Genomic DNA, 21492 nt, shown 5'->3' with positions numbered 1-21492 from the left:
CTTAATGCCCCATTATTCTCTGCAATTCCATATTGTAAGCACGATCTCTACCTTTAAATGCTCGGGCAGCTTGACACAGTAAACCTGAACAAGATGTCATCAATTCTTCTAAATCAAAATCACCCATTACCGATAACTTTATATATTCCAGATCAAAAGTTGCAGTATAATCAACTTTCATTCCTTCCTCATTACGGAAATTTATATTAATCCGCTTGATTTTAGCACCCACATTTTCTAACACAGGCGTTCCACTGAAGGTTAACATACCTGCTGAGCCAGAAAGTGTTGCATTTCCATTATGATCTACAGTTAATTGTGCATTACCCTTTTCTGCCATAATTTTGGCCGTCATCCCTTTATTTTTTGAATAAGCCAACTCAATCAGCTTTGCAATTGTTATTTTTGCTTCTGTTCTTTTAAAATCCATGTTCTTTATCCTTTATTTGAAAATAATGCGAACAATATATTCAGAATATATTGAGCTTTACTTAGTATCGTCTTTCCCCTTTGTAGGGCAACCCACATTTCAATCTATCTATACTGCAACAGTGAAGTTCGGATAACTGAGTTTACCTATAGTGGGCAAACGCACTCTAACGTAGATACCTCACGGTTTTTTACTTTAACTTGTTTAATATAAAGCTTTTTTTCCGATGGATAAGAGTATGAAGTTATAGGCTACTTCTGTGTCCCTTTACAGAGAAATCCTTTATAAAGGAAGCCGATACTTTGCATAGAAATGGAATAACCACATACGTCCTTATCCTTGGATGCTTGAACAAATCGATCTGCATGTGTCAAACAAACGTATGATAAATGATAAGTTTGATGTTTTCTAGTCAATTATTACATGAAGGCAGGGTGTATTTATGAGCTCGAAGTCAGTTCTTGTCGTTTAGATGTCAGCTAGCAGACATCTTTCAGATGACATCGTCAGATGAATTTCCATAGATGAAATCATCTCCGACAATTTATGACACTCTCTGCGTAATCTAGCAGCCTGTCTTTACCTCGCTAAGTTCGACAGGTTGCTAGATAGGGTTAGAGCGGAAATACTAAGCAAAGCAATTGCATTCTAAAAAGACTAAGACTTTCCTTTAGCCTTTAACATTCACCCAAATCGGATTGGAAATAGCAGGCCTTCCGCTCTTATCTTTCACAATCAGGTTATACCAAGTATTCTGAGCAGGTTGCAGGCTAAACTCGACTTTCTGCCGACCTTCGGTGCTCTCTAGAGACCTGGTTTCCAATGGAGAACCTATCTCCGAACCGCTGGTATAGAGCTCAACGCTCTCAAGCCCATTCACGGCAAACAGCTCCACAGCCAAACTCAGCGCCTCACCATTGGTCACCTCATAGGTCTGACCGAACTCCAACTCCTGCGTGAACATCATGGGTCCCATGGACACATAAGAGCGGCCAGCAGCCACAGCATCAACAAAACCCTCCACCGTCAGGTCATCATCCACCTTCGCCAGCGTTCTAATAATGCCCGAATAGAGTGTAGGTGACGTCACTTCGTGAGTGTCCGTACCACCCGTCAGGTAATACACCTTACTATCTCCCGTCAGACTCTCATCCCAAAAGCGCATTGCTTGTGTCAGGGTACGAGTATCGATATTGTCCGGTTTACTCAGATCAAGGGTTGGCTGTAACTCGATCAGATCGAAGTCAGGACTGTATCCGCCCGGCACGATATCGCGGTTATTGAAGTAGCCATAATCCGAGAAAGGATGATTGACGATCACCAAAGCACCCATCTCATGAGCGGCCTTGATGATATCGGCAACATCCATGCTGGAGTCAATGACTTCGTGATTGATTGGCATATTAATCAGATTGAAGTGCCCCCAGCCAGGCGTCACCTCCAAGCCCGGAATAAAAGGGTACCCCCGCTGAAGTGAAAGATCATGAACCTCAGAGTGATTGCTGACTGCATCATGATCACTGATGTACGTTAAATCTAAACGGCTCGCAAGCTGTGACCTCACCACATCAACAGGAGGTGTATTGGCATCGCCGATATCCGTGTGGTGATGAAAATCAACCGCATACCAACCTTCCTGATTTGGCAGCACATCCGATTTCACCGACAAAACCACGTCGCTGACCTCATTAGAGCGCACCGTGGTTTCACTCCTGACGGGCATTGAATTGAAGTGCGCACCTGACAGGACATTGAAGGCAAACTCACCCGTTGCCAACTGAATTCTCGCCACTCCCACCTCGTCCAGCTCTGTAAAATAGGTACGCCGTCCCAGATACTTCACGGCTGGTACTTCACCCTCAACCTCGATGCGAGCATCCACTGGTTCGCCTGTATCAGTATCCGAAATATTCAGCAGGACGACGCCTCCCTGAACAATAGCGTACTCATCTTTGAAGCTCAGGCTTTGCTGCTCGCCTGCTGTTACACTAATCGACTGTTTCTGCGAGGGAGTAAACCCTGCGTCCAGCGCATAAATCTGATATTCACCCTCTGGCACCTGGAAGCTGAAAGCCCCGTCAGCATCACCTACATGCCAAAACAACGGCTGCATATTGACATGCAACTGATCCGATCCAACATTCTGTGCTCCGACAAACTCACCTTTGTAACGCCCTTCGCGCTCAACCACGATCACAGGGCTGGCGTGCACCTCGCCTTGATCGTTATACACAACACCACTGATGGTACTGGACGCCAAGCCTTTTTTCTCAATCATACGTGCCATGAAGGGACTGGTATGACCCACATCAGCAATCTGCAACTCTCCGGTGAAGGCCATGCTCTCGCCCGGGGCCAGATTGTAATGCTTATGCAAATCCTTATAACCCGTTGTACCACGATAGATATCGGGATCATCCATCTGTACAGTGATCGCATAATCCTCTGTGTAGCTCACGGTAAAATCACCCAATGGCTCATCTGCACCCGCACCAATGTAAATATTACGTGCGCGGATATCCGGTGTGTCATAGCCAAACGGACCAAACATAAAGGCTGACAGAGCACTGAGAGAATAACCACTGCGCAGATCTTCATAACTATCAGGACCTGGGTTGGTCACAAGCGTATGCAATTGCAGTACATTGCTGTCTTTTGTCAGTGTATAAGTGGTTACTACATCCAGCGCATTGTCTTTTCCATCGCCCAACCAAGTACTGGTAGCACGTACAATACCCTCCTCAACGCTCGCCTTGACAACCTCAACATCTGCAACCAAGGACCCACCACTGGCAGTCCAAGAATTGACCAGAAACTCCACATCATTAACGATATTCACACCGAATTGATCACGTCCCTGCATCAAGGCTAGGTTAGAGATGGAGCCATTGGTCATCCCCCAGAAATTGGGACTGCCGACGGCAAAGGTGATTGCGATTTTATCGTTATACAGTGTAATGTCCTCAGGGTGAATCAGCACATCTCCTTCAATTGGGGAAGGGCCCGTAACAACCTTAACGTCCGCCAGTGCTGAACCTGCAACTAATATTGCCAGACTCAGTGTACTAAGCGTAAATCTCTTGAAAAATCGATTACTTTGCATATTCATAACCTCTGTTCCGTTGATCTATTGATCTGTTGTGGATGTTATCTACGCACCAAATCCTTCAGTTAAACACCAATGTATTGAAGCGCTGAATCAGAGTTGCAACCATCAAGCTTTCTGGATCCCAGGATGCAAATCGCTAGACGGCCGCCAGCAGTGAAGAGCCCATCGACTTTTCAACTGAAGCGTGAGAGGGGTTGACCACACATGGCCTGCCTTAACGGCTGACTGAACCATATCAACGGTACACACCCGATTTTAAATTATCAAAAAGTAAACTTTACCAAAGAAAAAATAACTTGATATTCATCAAGCGAAATTGATCATACCTTCTGCAACTAAAGTTTAACTACGCCATTTACGACGTTAACTGATGCATCAGCGTCAAATCACGAAAAGAATTGAGAGAGGGAGGAAGGATGTTCACACCAGAATTGACGAGCCTAAAGCGAGAAAAGCCTAAAGCTCTTCTCGCGGCTTGTCAGATTTACACCTGTTTTACACCTGCTGAAACGCCTGTTCAAGATCGGCAATCAGATCCTCTGGATCTTCCAAACCTATCGACAAACGCACTGTTCCTGGCTTCACCCCAGCCGCCGCCAGCTCTTCATCGTTTAACTGACGATGAGTGGTCTCAGCTGGAATGGCTGCCAAGGATTTACTATCCCCGATATTCACCAAGCGTAAGAATATCGCCAAGGTATCGTAGAAACGGCGTGTGGCTTCTCGGTCACCGTCGATGCCAAAACTCAGAATGCCCGATGCTTTTCCACCCAAATACTCTTGAACCAACGCATGGTCTTTGTGAGACTCAAGGCCCGCATAATCAACCCAGCTCACCTTAGGATGCGCTTCTAACCAGTTGGCAATCTGCAAAGCGGTTGTCGATATACGCTGAATACGCAACGAGAGTGTTTCAAGCCCTTGCAACAGCATAAAGGCATTAAAGGGCGATATCGCCGCGCCCATGTTACGTAAGGGCACGACGCGTGCACGACCAATAAAGGCGGCAGGCCCAAACGCCTCGGTATACACCACACCGTGATAAGAAGGGTCCGCTTGATTCAATAATGGGAAGCGCTCAGCATGATCTGCCCAAGGAAATTTCCCTGAATCCACGATAATGCCGCCAACGGTGGTGCCATGTCCGCCAATGTACTTGGTCGCAGAGTGAATAACGATATCGGCACCGTCTTCGATGGGACGCCATAAAAAAGGAGATGGCACGGTGTTATCCACAATCAAAGGCACGCCATGACGATGCGCGATCTCTGCAAGTTTACGCACATCAGCAACGCCACCGGACGGATTGCCAATGGTTTCAGCAAAGACGGCCTTGGTTTTCGCATCGATGGCGTTTTCCAGCGCGGCTAGGTCATTTTTGTTGATAAAGCGAACTTCGATCCCTTGACGAGGCAGCGTGTGTGCAAACAGATTGTAGGTTCCACCGTACAGCTCGCTGGTCGACACGATATTGTCGCCAACTTCGGCCAGCGTTTGGATGGCATAGGTGATCGCCGCCATACCCGACGCGACCGCGAGTGCAGCAATGCCGCCTTCTAGTGCCGCAACGCGCTTTTCCAATACGTCCGTCGTTGGGTTCATGATACGAGTGTAGATATTGCCTGGCACTTTCAAGTCGAACAAATCTGCGCCATGCTGAGCGTTATCAAATGCATATGACGTGGTTTGATAGATGGGTACAGCCACCGCTTTAGTGGTTGGATCTATCTCATAACCTGCATGAAGGGCAAGGGTTTCCAATTTCATTTGTTATTGTTCCTTATTCGATTGATTCAAAGAAACCCATTAAAAAATAGGTCTCATTCGTGTTTACACCCGTCAGGATCATACTCCAACAATAGGGGTTTTCAAGTATTGGAGACTTGATTCACTCGCCTTTTGCGCGCTGTTCTTCGCAGCGCTGTTCATGATTCGCTTGGGTAATTTGGCTGTTCGGCGGGACACTGTGCGTCAACCACACATTCCCCCCAATACTTGAACCGCGGCCAATAGTGATCCGTCCAAGCAAAGTAGCGCCTGCATAAATGACCACTTGATCCTCAATCACAGGATGGCGTGCACCGCCTTTGATTAAACTGCCGTGCTCATCAACTTCAAAGCGCTTAGCCCCTAAAGTGACGGCTTGGTATATGCGCACACCTCTACCAATAATGGTTGTTTCACCAATGACGACACCGGTACCGTGGTCGATAAAAAAGGACTCACCAATCGTGGCACCCGGGTGAATATCGATACCGGTTTCAGAATGCGAAATTTCGGCCATAATTCTGGCCAAAAGAGGTAAACCGAGCTTAAACAGCTCATGGGATAAACGATGAAAAATAATGGCGCGCACCCCCGGATAGCACAAGAGCACTTCATCCATGCTGCGTGCTGCCGGGTCGCCCTTATAGGCGGCTTCGACATCTGTGTCGAGTACACCGCGTATATCCGGTAAACGTGATGCGAACTCCCGAATCGCAGCAATGGCTTTTTCACGCGTTTGTACAAAAGGCTCGGGTGGGTTCTGGCCGAACCTCAGTTCTAAAACAGCTTGGTCCAACAAGGTATTCAGTGCTTTATCGAGGGTATAGCCAATGTAGTGGTCTTCAGCCTTAGGCTTAAGATCCGAAGGCCCAAGTCGCATGGGAAACAGCGCAGCAGCCAAGCCTTCACTCACTTGATGCATCACATCCAAGGATGGAAATTCACGGCCATTGATCTCTGGGTCACGTTGGCGAGCACGTCGCCAATGCTCGCGACGTGCCCTGAGTTCACTTACCAATCCGTCCAAGCCCCAGTCCACATTACTCATAGATACCGCCTTATCGACTTTTTAAAACTCTTCCCACTCGTCATCACGAGCAGTTTGTCTGGATAAAGCATTGAGTTTAGCACTAGATGGCGTTGGTGATGGCAGATTTTTTTGTATTTTAGGCGCAGGAAGTGTCCCTGTATTTGTTAGCCCATCCTCCAATTTGAACAGAGCAACACTCGCTTTCAAGGATTGCGCTTGCTCTTCCAAGGACTCCGCAGCGGCCGCCGCTTCCTCAACTAAAGCGGCATTTTGCTGAGTGACTTCATCCATCTGCAACACGGCTTGATTGACTTGTGCAATCCCCTGACTTTGCTCTTCAGAGGCGGCAGAAATATCGGCCATTAAATCGGTGACTCGCTTAACAGACTCAACAATTTCTTGAATCGTGAGTCCCGTTTCTTTCACCAGGGCATTGCCTGATTTAACAATATCCGAAGACTGGGCAATGAGTTCTTTAATTTCTTTGGCCGCCGCTGCAGAGCGTTGAGCCAAGGCTCTAACTTCACTGGCCACCACCGCAAAGCCTCGACCTTGTTCGCCAGCACGTGCCGCCTCAACCGCAGCATTCAGTGCAAGAATATTGGTTTGAAATGCAATGCCGTCGATCAATGACGTAATGTCAGCAATTTTGTTGGAACTATCGGTAATGGCCTCCATGGTTTTTTCAACCGTACTTGCTTTGATGCCGCCTTCTTCAGCAATACGGCTGGCCGTTTGCGCTAACTGATTGGCTTGGCGCGCATTGTCGGCATTCATTTTTACCGTAGAGGTCAATTCTTCAAGGCTAGATGCCGTTTCTTCAAGGCTGGAGGCTTGCTCCTCGGTGCGTTGTGAAAGGTCGGTATTCCCCATCGCAATTTCGGCAGCGGCCGTATTAACCGCCTCAACCGCCAAACGTATCTGCAAAATAACCTCTTGTAGTTTTTCAGCAGTATGATTAGCCGCCGAGGTCAACACCCCTAAATCACCTGGGTATTGTGTCTCGATTGTTTGTGTTAAATCCCCTTTTGACTGCGCTACCATCACTCGACTGATATCTTCAATCGCGTTATGCAAGGCAACGACAGAGGTATTAATCATTTCTTTCAACTTGAGCAGGTCACCGCTGGCGTCTGCATTAACGCGCTCATTAAAATGACCGGATTGAGTCGCCGACATCACATTTATAATATCATTGATGCTATTTCTCAGCGCTTGGGTTCCCTGCGATGCATTCTCCAGCATACGCCGGAATTCACCACTGACGAGATTGGGATTTATTTGGATATCAAACTCGCCCTGCTTAAGCGATTGCATGACTTTTCCAAGCTCGGTCATGGTCAACACAATCGTATCAGCGCTGGCGTTAATCCCCTCTTTCAACCTAGCCAAATCACCTTCGTAGTGGCGTTTTACTCGCAAACTAAAGTCGCCTGAGGCAAGAGCCGCAACGGTTTCACTGGCCTCTTGCAGCGCTTGCTTTTGTGAATCCAGTAGATGGTTAAAGGACTCCACCACCTCGCCCACTTCATCTTTTTTGGAATAGGCGACTTGATGGCTAAAATCACTGCTTTGACTGACGTGCTTCACAGACGTAACCAAGAGCTGCAGCGGACGGGTAATATCTCGGGTGATGCGTATTCCCAAGATCGCCGACAGCAGAACGCCTAGAATCATTGCAATTAAACTGAGCAATTTTAATTGGGCAGCCTTTGCAAGATCATCTTCAACATTAAGCGCGGCTGCATCCATATTCATCTGCACGACATTGTTCAAATAATTGAAGGATTGCGTTTGATACACCAACGTCTGGCCCATCGTTTGCGCGGCTATTTGCTGCTGCAAACCACCAACATCCGCAAGCGCATTTAAACTAAGCTGACGGTCAACCTGCTGATGCAAAGCTAAAATCGCATTATTGGCCTCAACCCAAGCCGGTAGCGTCTCGGTAAAACGCGCCCACTCTCGTGCTTCGTCTTCTGACTTAGGAAGCTGCTCATAGGCGGATAAGGCTTTGCGATAAGCTGCACGACCTGCTTCAATACGCTCATATTCACGTTGTTTTTCAGTGAGAGTCGCATGCGTATTCATTAAAGTACGCATGCTCGTGACTACCTCAGCTAACGAGACTTGCATTTCTAACACGCTCTGAACACCTGCCAGGCGCACAAGTCCAAGCTGCTCAATCGACGTCTGACTGCGACTCGCACCAAAGTAACCTAAGCCACCCAGTACCAATGCAATTAACGCAACTGCGCTAAATCCTACAGAAATTTTTGTTTTGATATACATGCAACACTCCGCTGAAAATCTGCCATCGCCATTGATGAACTTTACCCCCTAGACCTTAGCCCAACAGAATAGGGGGAATGATTAGGATCATCATAGACGAGTTTTGCTGATAAAGAGCTGTTTTCGATCAATAAATTTAAAACAAGCTCTGCCTTTTGAGTGATCAAGACGCCATTGAGATTGGCAAGACTGGTAAAAATGACAGGCTCTTCTATATACTTTGCCACTTTACATGGGTACGAGAGTACGATGACGCAATCCGTGGGCCAAGAACAAGGCATTTATCTTCACCAGGTCACACTGGTTCGCAACGAACGTACCGTGATTGACCAGCTTTCCCTGCAACTATCCGAGCCGCGCATTGGCCTGATTGGTCATAATGGCTCAGGCAAAAGCTCGTTGTTGCGCTTGATCAATGGCTTATTGCCTGCCAATACTGGGCAAATTTCAGTCTTTGGGCAAAACCCCAACTCAGGCCCTGAAAACATGTCGTCTCATGTCGGTTTTATTTTTCAAAACCCTGACCATCAAATTATTTTCCCTACAGTGGAAGAAGAGTTGTGTTTTGGCTTACTCAATCAAGGGCTTTCTAAATCCACTGCCCTCGAAAATGTGATGTCATTTTTAAGTGAACAAGGGCGCAGCGACTGGGCAAAACGCCCCATTCACAGCTTATCGGATGGTCAGAAGCAATGGGTGTGCATTGTCGCCATCATTTTAATGAATCCGAAAGTGATTCTATTGGACGAGCCCTTCTCAGCCTTGGACTTACCCACGCGTTACCAGCTGCTAGATTTGCTGCACCATTTACCGCAGCAGATCATCATGATCAGTCACGAGCTCGACAGTTTCACAGACTTTGATCGCATTATTTGGTTAGAAGAAGGCAAAATCCGTCAAGATGGCCCCGCAGATGAAATACTCAAGGCCTACTATGCCGATGCAAAACGTGTGCGCGTCAGATGATTAGTCTGTATCTTGAGCAAACAAGCTACTTACACAGGATGCCCGCAGGGATTAAACTGCTTGCCATGGCGGGACTCAGCCTCGCTCTGTATCCTATTGAACAGCTCAGCCTTCTGTTAGTCCTTGCCATGCTGACTCTATTGATCTACGCCTCGCTTGGACGTCCGGCTATGCGCGGACTCAAGGTATTTCGTTCGCTGGTACCGATTTTTGCACTGATATTTATCATGCAAGCCTGGTCAGTCGGTGTCTATGAAGCCTTCGCACTGTTACTGAGAATGGCCACACTGGTCCTTATTGCCAATTTAATCACGCTCACAACCAAAATGGACGACATGATGACGGCGATGATGCCCATATTCAGACCGCTAAGGCTGTTTGGTGTTGATCCCAAGCGAATTGCCTTTGCGGTTACATTGCTGATTCGCTTTATCCCAGTGCTGATGGGGGTGACTCAATATTTATTGGAGGCTTGGAAATCCAGAGGGGGTGGACGTCAACTTTGGAAGCTTGCCATCCCGCTCACTATTCAGTCCATTCGTTTATCCGATCACGTGGCTGAAGCCTTGGCGTCGCGTGGCGGTATCCGTTCGGTCAAAAAACCTTAACCCTTTTATCAACTCACTCTGAAGTCGGACGTTTGTATGCAAGATAAATCACTGGTTCAAATCGCCTTATACGCGGCACTCATTGCGGCTTTAGGCCTCATTCCTCCTGTTCCGTTTGTAACGGGCATCCCCATTACCGCGCAAACCCTTGGGGTGATGCTCGCCGGTGTTATGCTGGGGCCATGGCGTGGCGCTTTGTCGATGGCTCTGTTTATTTTTGTGGTCGCATTGGGTGCACCGCTGTTATCAGGCGGGCGCGGAGGCCTCGGCGTGTTCGTTGGCCCTACCGCTGGGTTTGCAATTGGTTTTCCATTTGCCGCCTTCGCAACAGGCTACGTCGCCTTGATGTTACGCAAGTTACCCACTTTTCCTGCCACCTTACTGGCCTCTATCGTCGGCGGTATTTTGGTACTCTATGTGTTTGGTATCACGGGCTTCAAGCTTGTCACTGGGCGTGACTGGCTCGATGCCACCAAGATCATGATTGTGTTCATTCCTGGCGACATTGTCAAAGCCGTGATCGCTGCTGCCGTTGCCCAAGCCGTTGTCAAAGGCCTGCCGGATGCAGTTTATACTCGTAAATAGTCTTCAATCCGCTTAGCACCAAGCCAGCGTCGTGATCACCGAGGGCGATCACGACGTGTAAGCTTGTACATCAAGGGGATGGTAAATAACGTCAAGAGCGTTGAGACACTAATCCCCCAGACAATTGCCGTGGCAACCGGGCCAAAAATCAACGACTTCCCTCCTAATCCCAACGCCAGCCCCATTAAACCCGCCATGGTTGTTGCTGCCGTGATTAAGATGGGCACCATGCGCCGACGCGCAGCATAGACAATGGAGTAAATTACACTCATCCCGTCATTGTATCGACTATTGGCCGCCGCAATTAAAACAATGGCCGAGTTAACGGCAATTCCCGATAAGGCAACCAAACCATACAGCGTATACAAACTCAATGGATTCTGGCTAAACCACAAACCATAGGCAACACCGGTAAATGCCATTGGAATGGTTAAGAGAATAATGAAAGGCTGGAAATAACTCTTAAACTGCGCACCCAAAATCAAATACATCAAACCTACGCCCAGCACAAATAAAATCGCCAAGGCATTTAACGACTCTTGAATATCATCCAGCTCGCCCGAAAAATCCAATGATATACCGGGGTGACGATCTTGATACTCAAGCCATGCGCTTTGAATCCGCTGATTGGCCTGCAGTGTGTCCAACTGGCTGCGATCAAGATCGGCTTCAAGCGTAATCGCACGGCTAAAGTTATAATGACGCAGACTGGCAAAGCCTGTCTTAACCTCAAGATTCAAAAGCTCACTAAGTGGCACACTCTGCCCCGACGGCGTAGCAATGCGTGTCGACAGCCATGCCTCGATGTCTTCGGTTGACGTCTGTTGGCTACGAACACGCAAATCAACACTCTCGCCTCGATCATTCAGCTGCGCTACAACTTCACCGTCCGTTAGCAAACGAAGTGTCCGTGTTACACTTCTAGCATCTAAACCTGCACGCGCGATTGCAGGCAGGTTCAAACGCGTCACCAGCTGTTGAGTGCCAGGCGATGCATCGCTGGTAATATCAACAACCCCCGGTATGCCCTGCAGAATTGCAGTCAAATCATCAACGGCCGCCTGAATCAGCCCATACTCATCCCCCCGCACTTTGATACTGATCGGCATGGAACTTGGCGGACCATCGGAAAGCTTCAAGAGCGTAATTTTGCTGGCAGCAGGTGCATGCAATTGAACAGATTCGCGCAGCCCCTCAATGATGTCATCTGCACTCCGCCCACCTAAGTGTCGAGAGGTTAGACTTACAAAAATTTGCCCGTAGTTATCCCCTAATAAAGGCTCTGTTTCCGTAAACATTTGCCCGGCATAGGAGACCAATGAACGAATTTCTTCAGGCTCCATCCCCGCTCGTGCATGCACTTCGACGTCTAACGTGGCATTGAGCGTTTGACGTAGTGTTGACCCTGATGGCATCTCAACGTTGATGTAAAACACAGAAAGAGTGTCCGCTGCAAAGAAATCACGACTGATACGATCCGTGACAAACAAGCCTATGGCTAGCGTAAATGAGCCGATTAAACACACCAAGGTTACCCAAGGATGACGGAAACTTTTAATCAATACACGGCCATAGAGATTGCGTAAGCGTCGTAAGATGCGTTCGCGCCGAGAGATGCGTTTCTGAGTGGGCAGCGCATGCAAGGCGTGCATTTGTGAGGGTAGCATCCAAAAGGCTTGAATCAAGCTGAAGATCAACGCAAATGTCACCACGGTCGGCACAATACGCATAAAATCACCTAGGATACCGGGCAACAGTATCAGCGGTAAAAACGCTGCAATGGTGGTTAACACCGCGGCGAAAATAGGCCAACCGACTTCACCCATCGCACCGATGGCTGCGTCGATCGCGGCCTCCCCCTGCCCCATGCGTTGATGCATGGCTTCTACCATCACAACTGCAACGTCCACCAGCATTCCCAGCGCGATAATAACCCCCAGCAGCACCGTTAGATTGACCGTTTCACCTTGCAGGTTGAGCAGAATAAACACACCCATCAAGGAAAAAGGAATGGCCAATGCCACCAACACTCCAATCCGCCAGCCCAGAAACAACCAACTCACAAGACCCACAAACAAAAGTCCCTGAATTGCATTGGTCTGCATGATATCAATGGCACGCCGCGTTGATTCTGTTTGGTCATCCGCCAACACCAAGGCCAGCCCTCTAGGAGCGATGGTGGGATTGTACTGATCGATGAAGGCTTCTAGGGTTTCAATCAACACCAAGGTGTTGGCATTCCCCTCCTTCATAACAGACATCATGACAGCAGGCTGCCCTTCGTACATCACCAACTGAGTAGGGTCTTGCCGTCTTCGTTCGACCTGCGCCAAGGTTTCAAGACGTAGCTCGCCTCCGGCCTGGGGAATCCATAGCTGGGCTAAGTCTTCTGGAGACGGCGATTGACCCAAGTGCCGTACAAGCCACTGCTCATTTGAGACCGTTAACTTTCCTGCAGCTAAGTCTTGCCACTGACTTGCGATCACGTCCGAGACCGTCGCAGGATGTATACCCGCAGACGCCAGCAACCCCATATCCAACAACACCTGAACTTCTGGGTCCTGCAAACCCGCCGTATCAACTCGATCTATGCCCTTGATGCGTTCCAGCTCTCGTTTAAGCTGATACGCCTCGCTGCGCAGAATTTCATCGTCGGCTTGGCCTTTCAACACTAAGGTCGCTGCAGGAAAGGCGTTGGCACTGGTTATTTCTAAAATAATCGGTTCAACAATATCAGCAGGTAGCTCATTGCGTTTGCTTTGCACCTCTCGACGTAAATCGGTCACGCGCTTATCAAATTGACGTTCATCCAAATCACGAAAACGTACAAGTATATTTGACAATCCAACTCGCGAGGTACTGGAGACAAAATTGACATCGTTCAGTTTACGCAAGGCATCTTCAAGAGGCTGCGTCACACGCATTTCGATATCTTCAGCGCTGGCCCCAGGCAACGCTGTAACAATAATAATCCAATTAAAATTAATGGTTGGGTCTTTCTGCCGAGGCATCAAATTGTAGGACATGGCGCCGATAATCAGCACCAGCACAAACACCAAATTACTTAGAACGGTGTTATTCAGCAAAGCCCGAATCATTGTGTCCGTCCTAGAGCACTTAAGCGGTGCTGACCTGACGTCACAAGTACTTTAGACTGGATGGATAAAGGGGCTGGAAAAGGTCGCCCTTCTTGAGCACCCGGTAGAGGGTAAAATGTGGGCTGATCGTCCTCTAAAACAAACACCCCCATTTGCCCCTCTCTCATGACCATGGTGTGTGCGGGCAGATACGCCAGTTGGTCATCAAGATACAACTGCCCTGTTTCACCTATGGCCACACCTTCGGGTGCTTGAAACCATGCATGAACAGAGCGCGTTGCCGGATCGGCCACAGGTGACTGTCGTAAAAAGGATACGGGATACTCACGTCCATTCACCTTAAATGTGGCCAAGAAGCCATCAAGGCTTGTCCCAATGCGTGCTTGCGGTAACTGCACCGAAATTTCAGCGGGAGAGGTTTGGGTTAGCTCAAAAATCGGGCTGCCAACACTGACCCATTGCCCTTCCCCTGCGCGTTGAGCCACCACCGCCGCTGTAAAAGGGGCCAGCACCTGACAGCGGGACACTTGGCGCTGTGCCATGGCATGTTCAACCGCTAAGGCAGCTAACTGGGCTCTGGCACGCACGACATTGGTTTGCGCATCTTCTCGCGACAAACGATCGGAAAACTGTCGACTTTCTAATTGAGTAAAACGTTGAAATAAACGCTCGGCTTGTTCAAGACTGGCATTCAGCTCGCGCTGACGCGCATCCAAGAGTGAGACTGTGTCTTTCGTGTCTCGACAGTCTAGCTCAGCAAGCAGCTGCCCGGCTTTGACTTGATCCCCAGGGCGCACATGCAACCTTGTGATCTGAGCATTGAGCTCACTGATCATTGGAGTTTGATTCAAACTCACCACTTCGGCCGAAACCTGGAGGGGGTTCACGATCTTAATCTCATCAAACGGCTTCAACTCTAATCCTTCGAGTGTTGAAGCCTTTGAGACACCTGACAAAAACAAAAACGCAAGAGCTATGATCGGTAGTCGCATGATTTTTCTAAGTTCCATCCTAGGGGTTATTATCTAACAGGTCTTACGTGCTACATGGGTACATAGGTCTCGATTCGTAAAATTGCGTTTCAACTGAAGGCTTTTAAACAAAGCGTTAAGCTATAAAGCGCATGGATAAATCAATGGCTCGACAATGCTTGGTCAACGCCCCAATCGAAATATAATCAACGCCAGTCTGTGCAAACTGCAACAGCGTATCATCCGTAATATTGCCAGAGGCTTCCAACTTAGCACGACCAGCTGTCAATTGAACGGCGTTGGTCATATCCTCCACTGAAAAATTATCCAACATAATGATATCCGCCTGTGCAGATAAGGCCTCTTCCAATTGCGCAAAGGTCTCCACCTCGACCTCAACGGGCTTACCCGGATGATTGAGACGAGCCGTTTCAATGGCTTGCGTCACACCACCGCAGGCATGAATATGGTTTTCTTTAATCAAGAACGCATCATACAGCCCGATACGATGGTTGGCACAGCCTCCACAGGCAACGGCATACTTCTGAGCCAAACGTAAACCTGGCAGGGTTTTACGTGTATCGAGTAACGTCACACCCGTGCCTTCAACGCGTTTGGCATAGCTGTGACTTAACGTCGCGGTACCCGATAGGGTTTGTAAAAAGTTCAAGGCAGTACGCTCAGAAGTCAGCAATGCTCTTGCAGAGCCTTTCACCTCAAACAGTGTGCTCCCAGCTGCGACGTAATCGCCGTCACTCACTCGCCACTCCACGTCCAACAGGGCGTCGACTTGCCGAAACACTTCATTCACCCAAGCCACACCGCACACCACCATGTCTTCACGCGTAATAATACGTGCGATGGCTTGATCACCTGCGGGTATTAATTCGGCTGTAATATCTCCGCTACCTATATCTTCCCGTAAAGCTTCACTGACTTGTTGAGCAATCGTGGGTTGGATCATTTCAAGTGTTAGCATAGTGGTTGGATTCAGCCTGTGATTAAAGTAGATTAGCTATTTTAACCAGCAGGATAGGTCTGTGCCAGTCCAACCGTCTATTGAAAACCATCTTTTAACCAGCGCCAAATGGTGCCCTTCACCGAATTACAATCACCGTCCAAGTGGCGCGAACATTTCATTACTGGTGATTCACAACATTAGCCTTCCCCCGCGCCAGTTTGGCGGTGAATATATTGAGTCGTTTTTCCAAAACCGCCTTCCTCGTGAAGATCATCCCTACTTTGCTGAAATCGCTGACCTACAGGTCTCGGCACACCTGTTGATTAAGCGAAGCGGAGAGGTGGTTCAGTTTGTGTCCTTTGATCAACGCGCTTGGCATGCAGGAGTCTCGAGTTTTGAATCCGAAACCAATTGCAATGATTTTTCAATCGGTATCGAATTAGAAGGCTGCGATGATCTTCCCTACACCTCTGATCAGTATACGACTCTAATTCAGGTGACTCGCCTTCTGATGCAACGCTACCCATTGATCACGCCCACTCGAATCGTGGGACACGACCAGATTGCCCCTGGACGAAAAACGGACCCTGGGGCCACATTTGATTGGAAACACTATTTAGACTGTTTAACAGGCGAGTAATAATTGTAATGAAGTGCTTAAAACCTGCGAAGATTGAGTGGCATTTACCCAGCCCCTTTTCCAAAGACTTTGACGATGTGTATTTCAGTGATGATGGTGGTGAGGCTGAGAAGCAACATGTCTTTATTGAAAGCAACCAGTTGCGTGAACGCATTCAAAGGTTAGCGCCCTATGAGCATCTCACGATTGGTGAGACGGGATTTGGAACCGGATTGAATTTTTTATTGACGGCTCGTTTGTGGTTGTCTGAATCCTTGCCCACTCAATGTTTGCACTTCATTTCCTTTGAAAAGTTTCCTCTCAGTCGTGCGGACATGACCAAGCTGATGGAGCAACATCACGCACATCACCCACTAAAGGATGCACTCTTAGCTCAATATCCACCGCTACAAGAAGGCTATCACCCGTTATTTTTCGCCGAAGGCCGCATTCGCTTAACGTTAATTTTTGGTGATGTGAACGACACCCTGCCCGAATTACGAGGATGTGTGGATGTCTGGTATCTTGATGGCTTCTCACCGACAAAAAACCCCGACATGTGGCAAGCCTCGTTATTTTCGCAAATGTATCGACTGAGCCATGCGAACACCCATGTCTCCACCTTTACGGCATCTGGAAACGTGCGCCGTGGACTGCGTGATGCTGGCTTTAACGTCCAGATCAGCCAAGGCGCTGGCCGTAAGCGTGACATGCTCGTTGCGCAGGGGGGTAAAAGCGAAGCACAACCGAGATCCACTTCGTCACACGCAATTGTGGTTGGAGCAGGGCTTGCCGGATGCCATACAGCAAGAGCTCTGGCCGAGCGCGGTGTTCGCGTCACACTGATTGACCAAAACTCGCAAATTGCCCAAGGAGGCTCTGGCAACCCTCAAGGCGCCTTATACGCTAAGTTAGCAATGGAGCAAACACCCAGTAGCGAGCTGCACCTCTTCGGCTTGTTATACAGTGTGAACCTAGTGTCGTCGTTGCTTGAGACTCAACCCAATGTCGGTGCCTTGTGTGGCGTCCTCCAGTTGGCCACCACCGACAAAGAACACGAGCGGCAAACACGTCTTTTACAGGCCAATCTTTTTTCCACTGATATTCTGCAAGCCGTCTCCAGTCATGACGCCTCCGAGCTCGCCAATGCCCTGATTAACAAACCTGGGCTGTTTTTCCCTAAAGCCGGATGGGTGTCTCCCGTTGCTTGGTGTGCCCATCTGATCAACCACCCGCTCATCAACTGCCATTTTTCTGAGCAGGTGACGAAGCTAGACGTTCTATCCGCCCCTCGTCGCTGGCGGATTACAACCAACAAAGACCTTTACGAAAGCGAGAGCGTGATTCTGTGCTCTGCCAGCGACACACAGCGTTTATCACCCGTACAACACTTGCCGCTTAAAGCCATACGCGGCCAAACTTCGCAAATCCCTTCAAGTGGATTACCGGATTTAAAAACCGTCGTCTGTGGTGACGGTTACATTTCGCCTGCCCTAAATGAATCCTATTGTTTTGGTGCCACTTTTGACTTGCACGACTTAAGCCGCGAGGTAAAAGTCAAAGACCACCAACACAACCTGCAAAGCCTAAGCCGCGTTTTACCCGACTTTGCCAAGGTCGATCCCAACCAGTGTAACGGACGTGTTGGCTATCGCTGCAGTACGCCCGATTACTTGCCCTTAGTGGGCGAAGTCGGCGACTATGAAAGCTTCGTCAAAACCTACGCACGATTACGTGTAGACTCAAATTGGAAAGATTTTGAAACACCCTTGATGCATCAAGGTCTATATGTCAATGTAGGCCATGGCTCGAAGGGGTTAATCACCTGTCCCATCAGCGCAGACGTATTGGCTGCAATGATCGCAGGCACCCCTTCCCCCTTACCTAACCGATTAATGGAGCGCCTTGATCCTAACCGTTTTATTTTACGAGACTTAATTCGTAATCGAATTTAATGTTTTTTCGTAAAATGCCGATATACTTCAAATGTATTGAGGAGTGAGTTATGTCGCTGATAGTCATTGACCAAGGTAATCGGATTCAAACTCCGCTGAAAACGCTGTTTAAACCTCGTGGGGTCGAACAGGCGGGAGAGGCTCGTAGTTCGGATGGACTGCCTAATTCCGATGATCCAACTCAACCATCGGGCAAGCGTTCATTTCTACGAATATTGGAAGGCGACTCAGGCCAGCGTCGCAACCCAAACAACGCTGGCGCTCACACAGCCTATGAAGAGGCAAGCAAGGCTGGGAAACCCAAGCAAAAACCCACGTTAAAAGCGCAACAGATCATGACCTTTCCCGTGCAAACGGTCAGCATTAGTGTGTCGCTTCGCCAGGCTTGGTTGCAAATGCAAGAGTATTCTATTGCGCATCTGATTGTGGTGGACGAGGATGAAAAGCCGATAGGACTCCTGTCTAAAGAGGACATTCTTGAGCACGGCACAGACTCAACCGTGACCATCGCAGTGGTGTACCAACGCCAAATGATTGCGGCGGCGGTTGACACTGAGCTTTCTCAAATTGCCTCTGTGTTTGTGAATTATCCAGTAGGGGCTTTACCTGTACTGGGTAACCGTAACGAGCTATTGGGCATTATCTCCAGAACAGACCTTGTCAGACTCCTGATTAACGATGCCCAGGTTGAAAGCTGGGCATGAGTTTTAGCCGATGTAGCCTGCCACCAAGTCAATAAAGGCCTGCTCGTCCAGCACCTGCACCCCCAAACTTTCGGCTTTCGTTAACTTTGAACCTGCACCAGGCCCCGCCACCACACAATGTGTCTTAGCCGAGACACTGCCACTTACTTTGGCACCTAAAGCCTGTAATTTCGCTTTTGCCTCGTCACGCGTCAACGTTTCCAAGGTTCCGGTTAACACCCAAGTTTGTCCCATTAAGGGTTGTGAGGCCGAGGTTTGATGATTCGATTCTTCCGTTGAATCATGATCGCCTCCTGCCATAAAACCAAAGTCTTTTAATTGTTCCAGTAATGCTTTGGCTTGTTCGACCTCAGTAGGCTGTTCTAAAAACTTAAGCACGCCTTGACGCGCTCGCGCACTGATACCCGGAATTTGCGACAGTTTTGCAAAGTCGAGATTAAAAAACGCCTCTGGTGTTTCACAGGCGTCCGCTAATGTCTGCGCGGATTTAGGACCTATTGCAGATATTGATAGGCGTGCAATGCACTCAGACAGTGTCACTTGTCCTCTCAACTGATCCGATACACGGCCTGTTTCTTGAAGGGTCACACCGCCCGCCAATAACGCCTTTAATACCGTTTGATTATGCTCATCCTGCATAAAATTATGTATCTCATTGGCAACTTCCAAGCCCACCTCTGGCAACCAAACCAACAAGCCTGGGAGTGCGCGTTGAATACGCTGCAAGGAACCGAGGTGAATGGCTAAAAGCCGAGCCGTTTCTTCGCCAACCTCTGGGATACCCAACGCATAGATAAAGCGTTCTAAACTAACCTGCTTACTTTTTTCTATGGCGTTAAACAGATTTTCAGACGAAAGCTGAGCAAATCCTTCTAGACTCAAAAAATCATCTACTGATAAACGATACAAGTCAGCAGGAGATCGCACTAACTGCTTTTCTACCAACTGATCAACATTTTTTTCACCCAGGCCCTCAATATCCATCGCACGGCGTGACACAAAATGTAAAATTGCTTGTTTGACTTGTGCTTGACAAGCCAAACGCCCCACACAGCGATACACGGCACCAAAACTTTGAATCGTTGGTTTATTTTTACTGTGTTTGTTGATTTGACTGCGCTCAACATCGGAACCGCATACCGGACAATGTGTTGGGATCTCAATCGGATGACGTGGATAATCATCTTGCTCATCGGGCACCACCCCAACAATTTTCGGAATCACATCACCGGCTCGATGAATAATCACACGATCACCCACTTGAATACCTAAGCGTGCAATCTCTTCCATATTGTGTAAGGTCGCATTACTCACCGTTACACCGCCAACAAAGACAGGCTCCAAACGCGCCACCGGCGTTATAGCCCCCGTGCGCCCCACTTGGAACTCAACATTTTTAAGGCGTGTTACCTCTTCCTGAGCTGGGAACTTACGCGCAATCGCCCAGCGTGGAGCACGTGCAACAAAGCCAAGTGACTGTTGGAGTGATCGCAAGTCAACTTTAAACACGATGCCGTCGATGTCGTAACTCAATCCATTACGCTTTTCAGCCAATTGAGTGTAATAACCAAGGCACTCGTCTAGCCCCTCAACCGTTTTCATCTCTGGGTTGATGCGCAGCCCCCACTGCTGAAGTTTTTTGAGGCCTGCGGCATGACTATCCGGCAACTCTCCCCCCCTAACAACTCCGGTACTGTAGGCACAAAACTCTAAAGGACGCTGAGCCGTTATCTTGGGATCGAGTTGACGCAGACTACCTGCCGCCGCATTACGGGGATTCACAAACAGCTTATCACCGCTAAGGAGTGCCTGCTGATTTAATGCCTCAAAGCCCTGCTTTGGCATGTAAATTTCACCACGCACCTCTAACCATTCCGGCCAATCATCGCCCTGTAACTTCAAGGGAATGTTGCGTATGGTTCGAACATTGTGCGTAATATCTTCGCCCGTATAGCCATCACCACGCGTGGCTCCCCGCTTCAAAAATCCATTTTCATACACAAGGCTCACTGCAATGCCATCTAATTTGGGCTCACAAGTAAAGACTAAGGGGGTAGATGCTGGCAAGCGCTCTTGAACTCGACGTACAAAAGCAGCAAGGTCTTCATCATTAAATGCGTTGTCCAAAGAGAGCATTGGCAGCTCATGCGCGACCTCTGCAAAGCCCTTATCGGGTTTTGCTCCCACTCGCTGAGTCGGAGAATCAGGAGTGATCAGCTCAGGATGATCCGTTTCAAGCGCCTGAAGTTCTTGAAACAAACGGTCATATTCAGCGTCAGGAATGCTCGGGTGATCCAGAACATAGTATTCGTAATTATGCTGCGCAATACGCTTGCGCAGCTCCTGGAGACGGGCGGTGATGTCCGAATTCATGAAGGGGGTTACCTGCACTCGTGC

At 48.6% G+C, this 21492-nt stretch carries 15 protein-coding genes; 6 read left to right on the top strand and 9 right to left on the bottom strand.

The features are described from left to right. Position 1: 1 nt before the first annotated feature. The 5 genes from F5971_RS16360 to F5971_RS18710 all read right to left on the bottom strand — a co-directional run bounded on the left by F5971_RS16360 (position 2) and on the right by F5971_RS18710 (position 8628). Positions 2-430: a hypothetical protein gene (locus tag F5971_RS16360; protein ID WP_036508572.1), complete on the bottom strand. Its 429-nt coding sequence runs from the start codon at positions 428-430 to the stop codon at positions 2-4. A gap of 670 nt (positions 431-1100) precedes the next feature. After that, the gene (locus tag F5971_RS16355) at positions 1101-3533 is read right to left on the bottom strand and encodes a CehA/McbA family metallohydrolase (RefSeq protein ID WP_036508570.1); all 2433 of its coding nucleotides are present in this window, start codon (positions 3531-3533) and stop codon (positions 1101-1103) included. A 501-nt stretch (positions 3534-4034) separates the two neighbouring features. Then, entirely contained in the window at positions 4035-5306 is a 1272-nt protein-coding gene (locus F5971_RS16350; protein WP_193496084.1) for an O-acetylhomoserine aminocarboxypropyltransferase/cysteine synthase family protein, read from the bottom strand. A gap of 121 nt (positions 5307-5427) precedes the next feature. Continuing rightward, positions 5428-6354: a serine O-acetyltransferase EpsC gene (gene epsC, locus F5971_RS16345; RefSeq protein WP_036508568.1), complete on the bottom strand. Its 927-nt coding sequence runs from the start codon at positions 6352-6354 to the stop codon at positions 5428-5430. A gap of 21 nt (positions 6355-6375) precedes the next feature. Then, a complete protein-coding gene (locus tag F5971_RS18710) occupies positions 6376-8628 on the bottom strand; it encodes a methyl-accepting chemotaxis protein (protein ID WP_051514217.1) in 2253 nt (750 codons plus the stop codon). Between the two features lie 249 nt (positions 8629-8877). On the opposite strand from F5971_RS18710, the gene F5971_RS16335 reads away from it, so the two are divergent. Genes F5971_RS16335 through F5971_RS16325 form a run of 3 tightly spaced genes read left to right on the top strand, consistent with a single transcriptional unit; the run spans position 8878 to position 10787 of the window. Beyond that, on the top strand, positions 8878-9594 hold the full coding sequence (locus tag F5971_RS16335; RefSeq protein WP_036508567.1) for an energy-coupling factor ABC transporter ATP-binding protein: 717 nt from the start codon (positions 8878-8880) through the stop codon (positions 9592-9594). Continuing rightward, on the top strand, positions 9591-10202 hold the full coding sequence (locus F5971_RS16330; RefSeq protein WP_193496081.1) for an energy-coupling factor transporter transmembrane component T family protein: 612 nt from the start codon (positions 9591-9593) through the stop codon (positions 10200-10202). The genes F5971_RS16335 and F5971_RS16330 overlap by 4 nt, the downstream gene beginning before the upstream one ends. A 36-nt stretch (positions 10203-10238) precedes the next feature. Continuing rightward, entirely contained in the window at positions 10239-10787 is a 549-nt protein-coding gene (locus F5971_RS16325; protein ID WP_036508564.1) for a biotin transporter BioY, read from the top strand. A gap of 35 nt (positions 10788-10822) precedes the next feature. On the opposite strand, the gene F5971_RS16320 is transcribed toward F5971_RS16325, so the two are convergent. The 3 genes from F5971_RS16320 to nadC form a co-directional block, all read right to left on the bottom strand. Beyond that, positions 10823-13885 carry an efflux RND transporter permease subunit gene (locus tag F5971_RS16320; RefSeq protein ID WP_193496079.1) on the bottom strand — a complete coding sequence of 1021 codons (3063 nt, stop codon included), beginning with the start codon at positions 13883-13885 and terminating at the stop codon, positions 10823-10825. After that, the gene (locus F5971_RS16315; RefSeq protein ID WP_193496077.1) at positions 13882-14877 is read right to left on the bottom strand and encodes an efflux RND transporter periplasmic adaptor subunit; all 996 of its coding nucleotides are present in this window, start codon (positions 14875-14877) and stop codon (positions 13882-13884) included. The genes F5971_RS16320 and F5971_RS16315 overlap by 4 nt, the downstream gene beginning before the upstream one ends. A 115-nt stretch (positions 14878-14992) precedes the next feature. Next, on the bottom strand, positions 14993-15835 hold the full coding sequence (gene nadC, locus F5971_RS16310; RefSeq protein WP_036508553.1) for a carboxylating nicotinate-nucleotide diphosphorylase: 843 nt from the start codon (positions 15833-15835) through the stop codon (positions 14993-14995). A 61-nt stretch (positions 15836-15896) separates the two neighbouring features. On the opposite strand from nadC, the gene ampD reads away from it, so the two are divergent. The 3 genes from ampD to F5971_RS16295 are packed head-to-tail and all read left to right on the top strand — an operon-like array spanning position 15897 to position 19095. Further along, positions 15897-16457 carry a 1,6-anhydro-N-acetylmuramyl-L-alanine amidase AmpD gene (gene ampD / locus F5971_RS16305; protein WP_036508550.1) on the top strand — a complete coding sequence of 187 codons (561 nt, stop codon included), beginning with the start codon at positions 15897-15899 and terminating at the stop codon, positions 16455-16457. 8 nt (positions 16458-16465) lie between these two features. Continuing rightward, complete coding sequence (gene mnmC / locus F5971_RS16300; RefSeq protein ID WP_193496075.1) at positions 16466-18391, top strand: bifunctional tRNA (5-methylaminomethyl-2-thiouridine)(34)-methyltransferase MnmC2/FAD-dependent 5-carboxymethylaminomethyl-2-thiouridine(34) oxidoreductase MnmC1; 1926 nt, start codon at positions 16466-16468, stop codon at positions 18389-18391. A gap of 50 nt (positions 18392-18441) precedes the next feature. Beyond that, positions 18442-19095: a CBS domain-containing protein gene (locus tag F5971_RS16295; RefSeq protein WP_036508545.1), complete on the top strand. Its 654-nt coding sequence runs from the start codon at positions 18442-18444 to the stop codon at positions 19093-19095. A gap of 3 nt (positions 19096-19098) precedes the next feature. On the opposite strand, the gene ligA is transcribed toward F5971_RS16295, so the two are convergent. Continuing rightward, positions 19099-21468: an NAD-dependent DNA ligase LigA gene (gene ligA / locus F5971_RS16290; RefSeq protein ID WP_193496072.1), complete on the bottom strand. Its 2370-nt coding sequence runs from the start codon at positions 21466-21468 to the stop codon at positions 19099-19101. Positions 21469-21492 lie beyond the last annotated feature (24 nt).

Source organism: Nitrincola alkalisediminis, from assembly GCF_009821115.1.
Lineage (GTDB): Bacteria > Pseudomonadota > Gammaproteobacteria > Pseudomonadales > Balneatricaceae > Nitrincola > Nitrincola alkalisediminis.
This window is presented reverse-complemented; position numbering and strand designations above follow the sequence as displayed.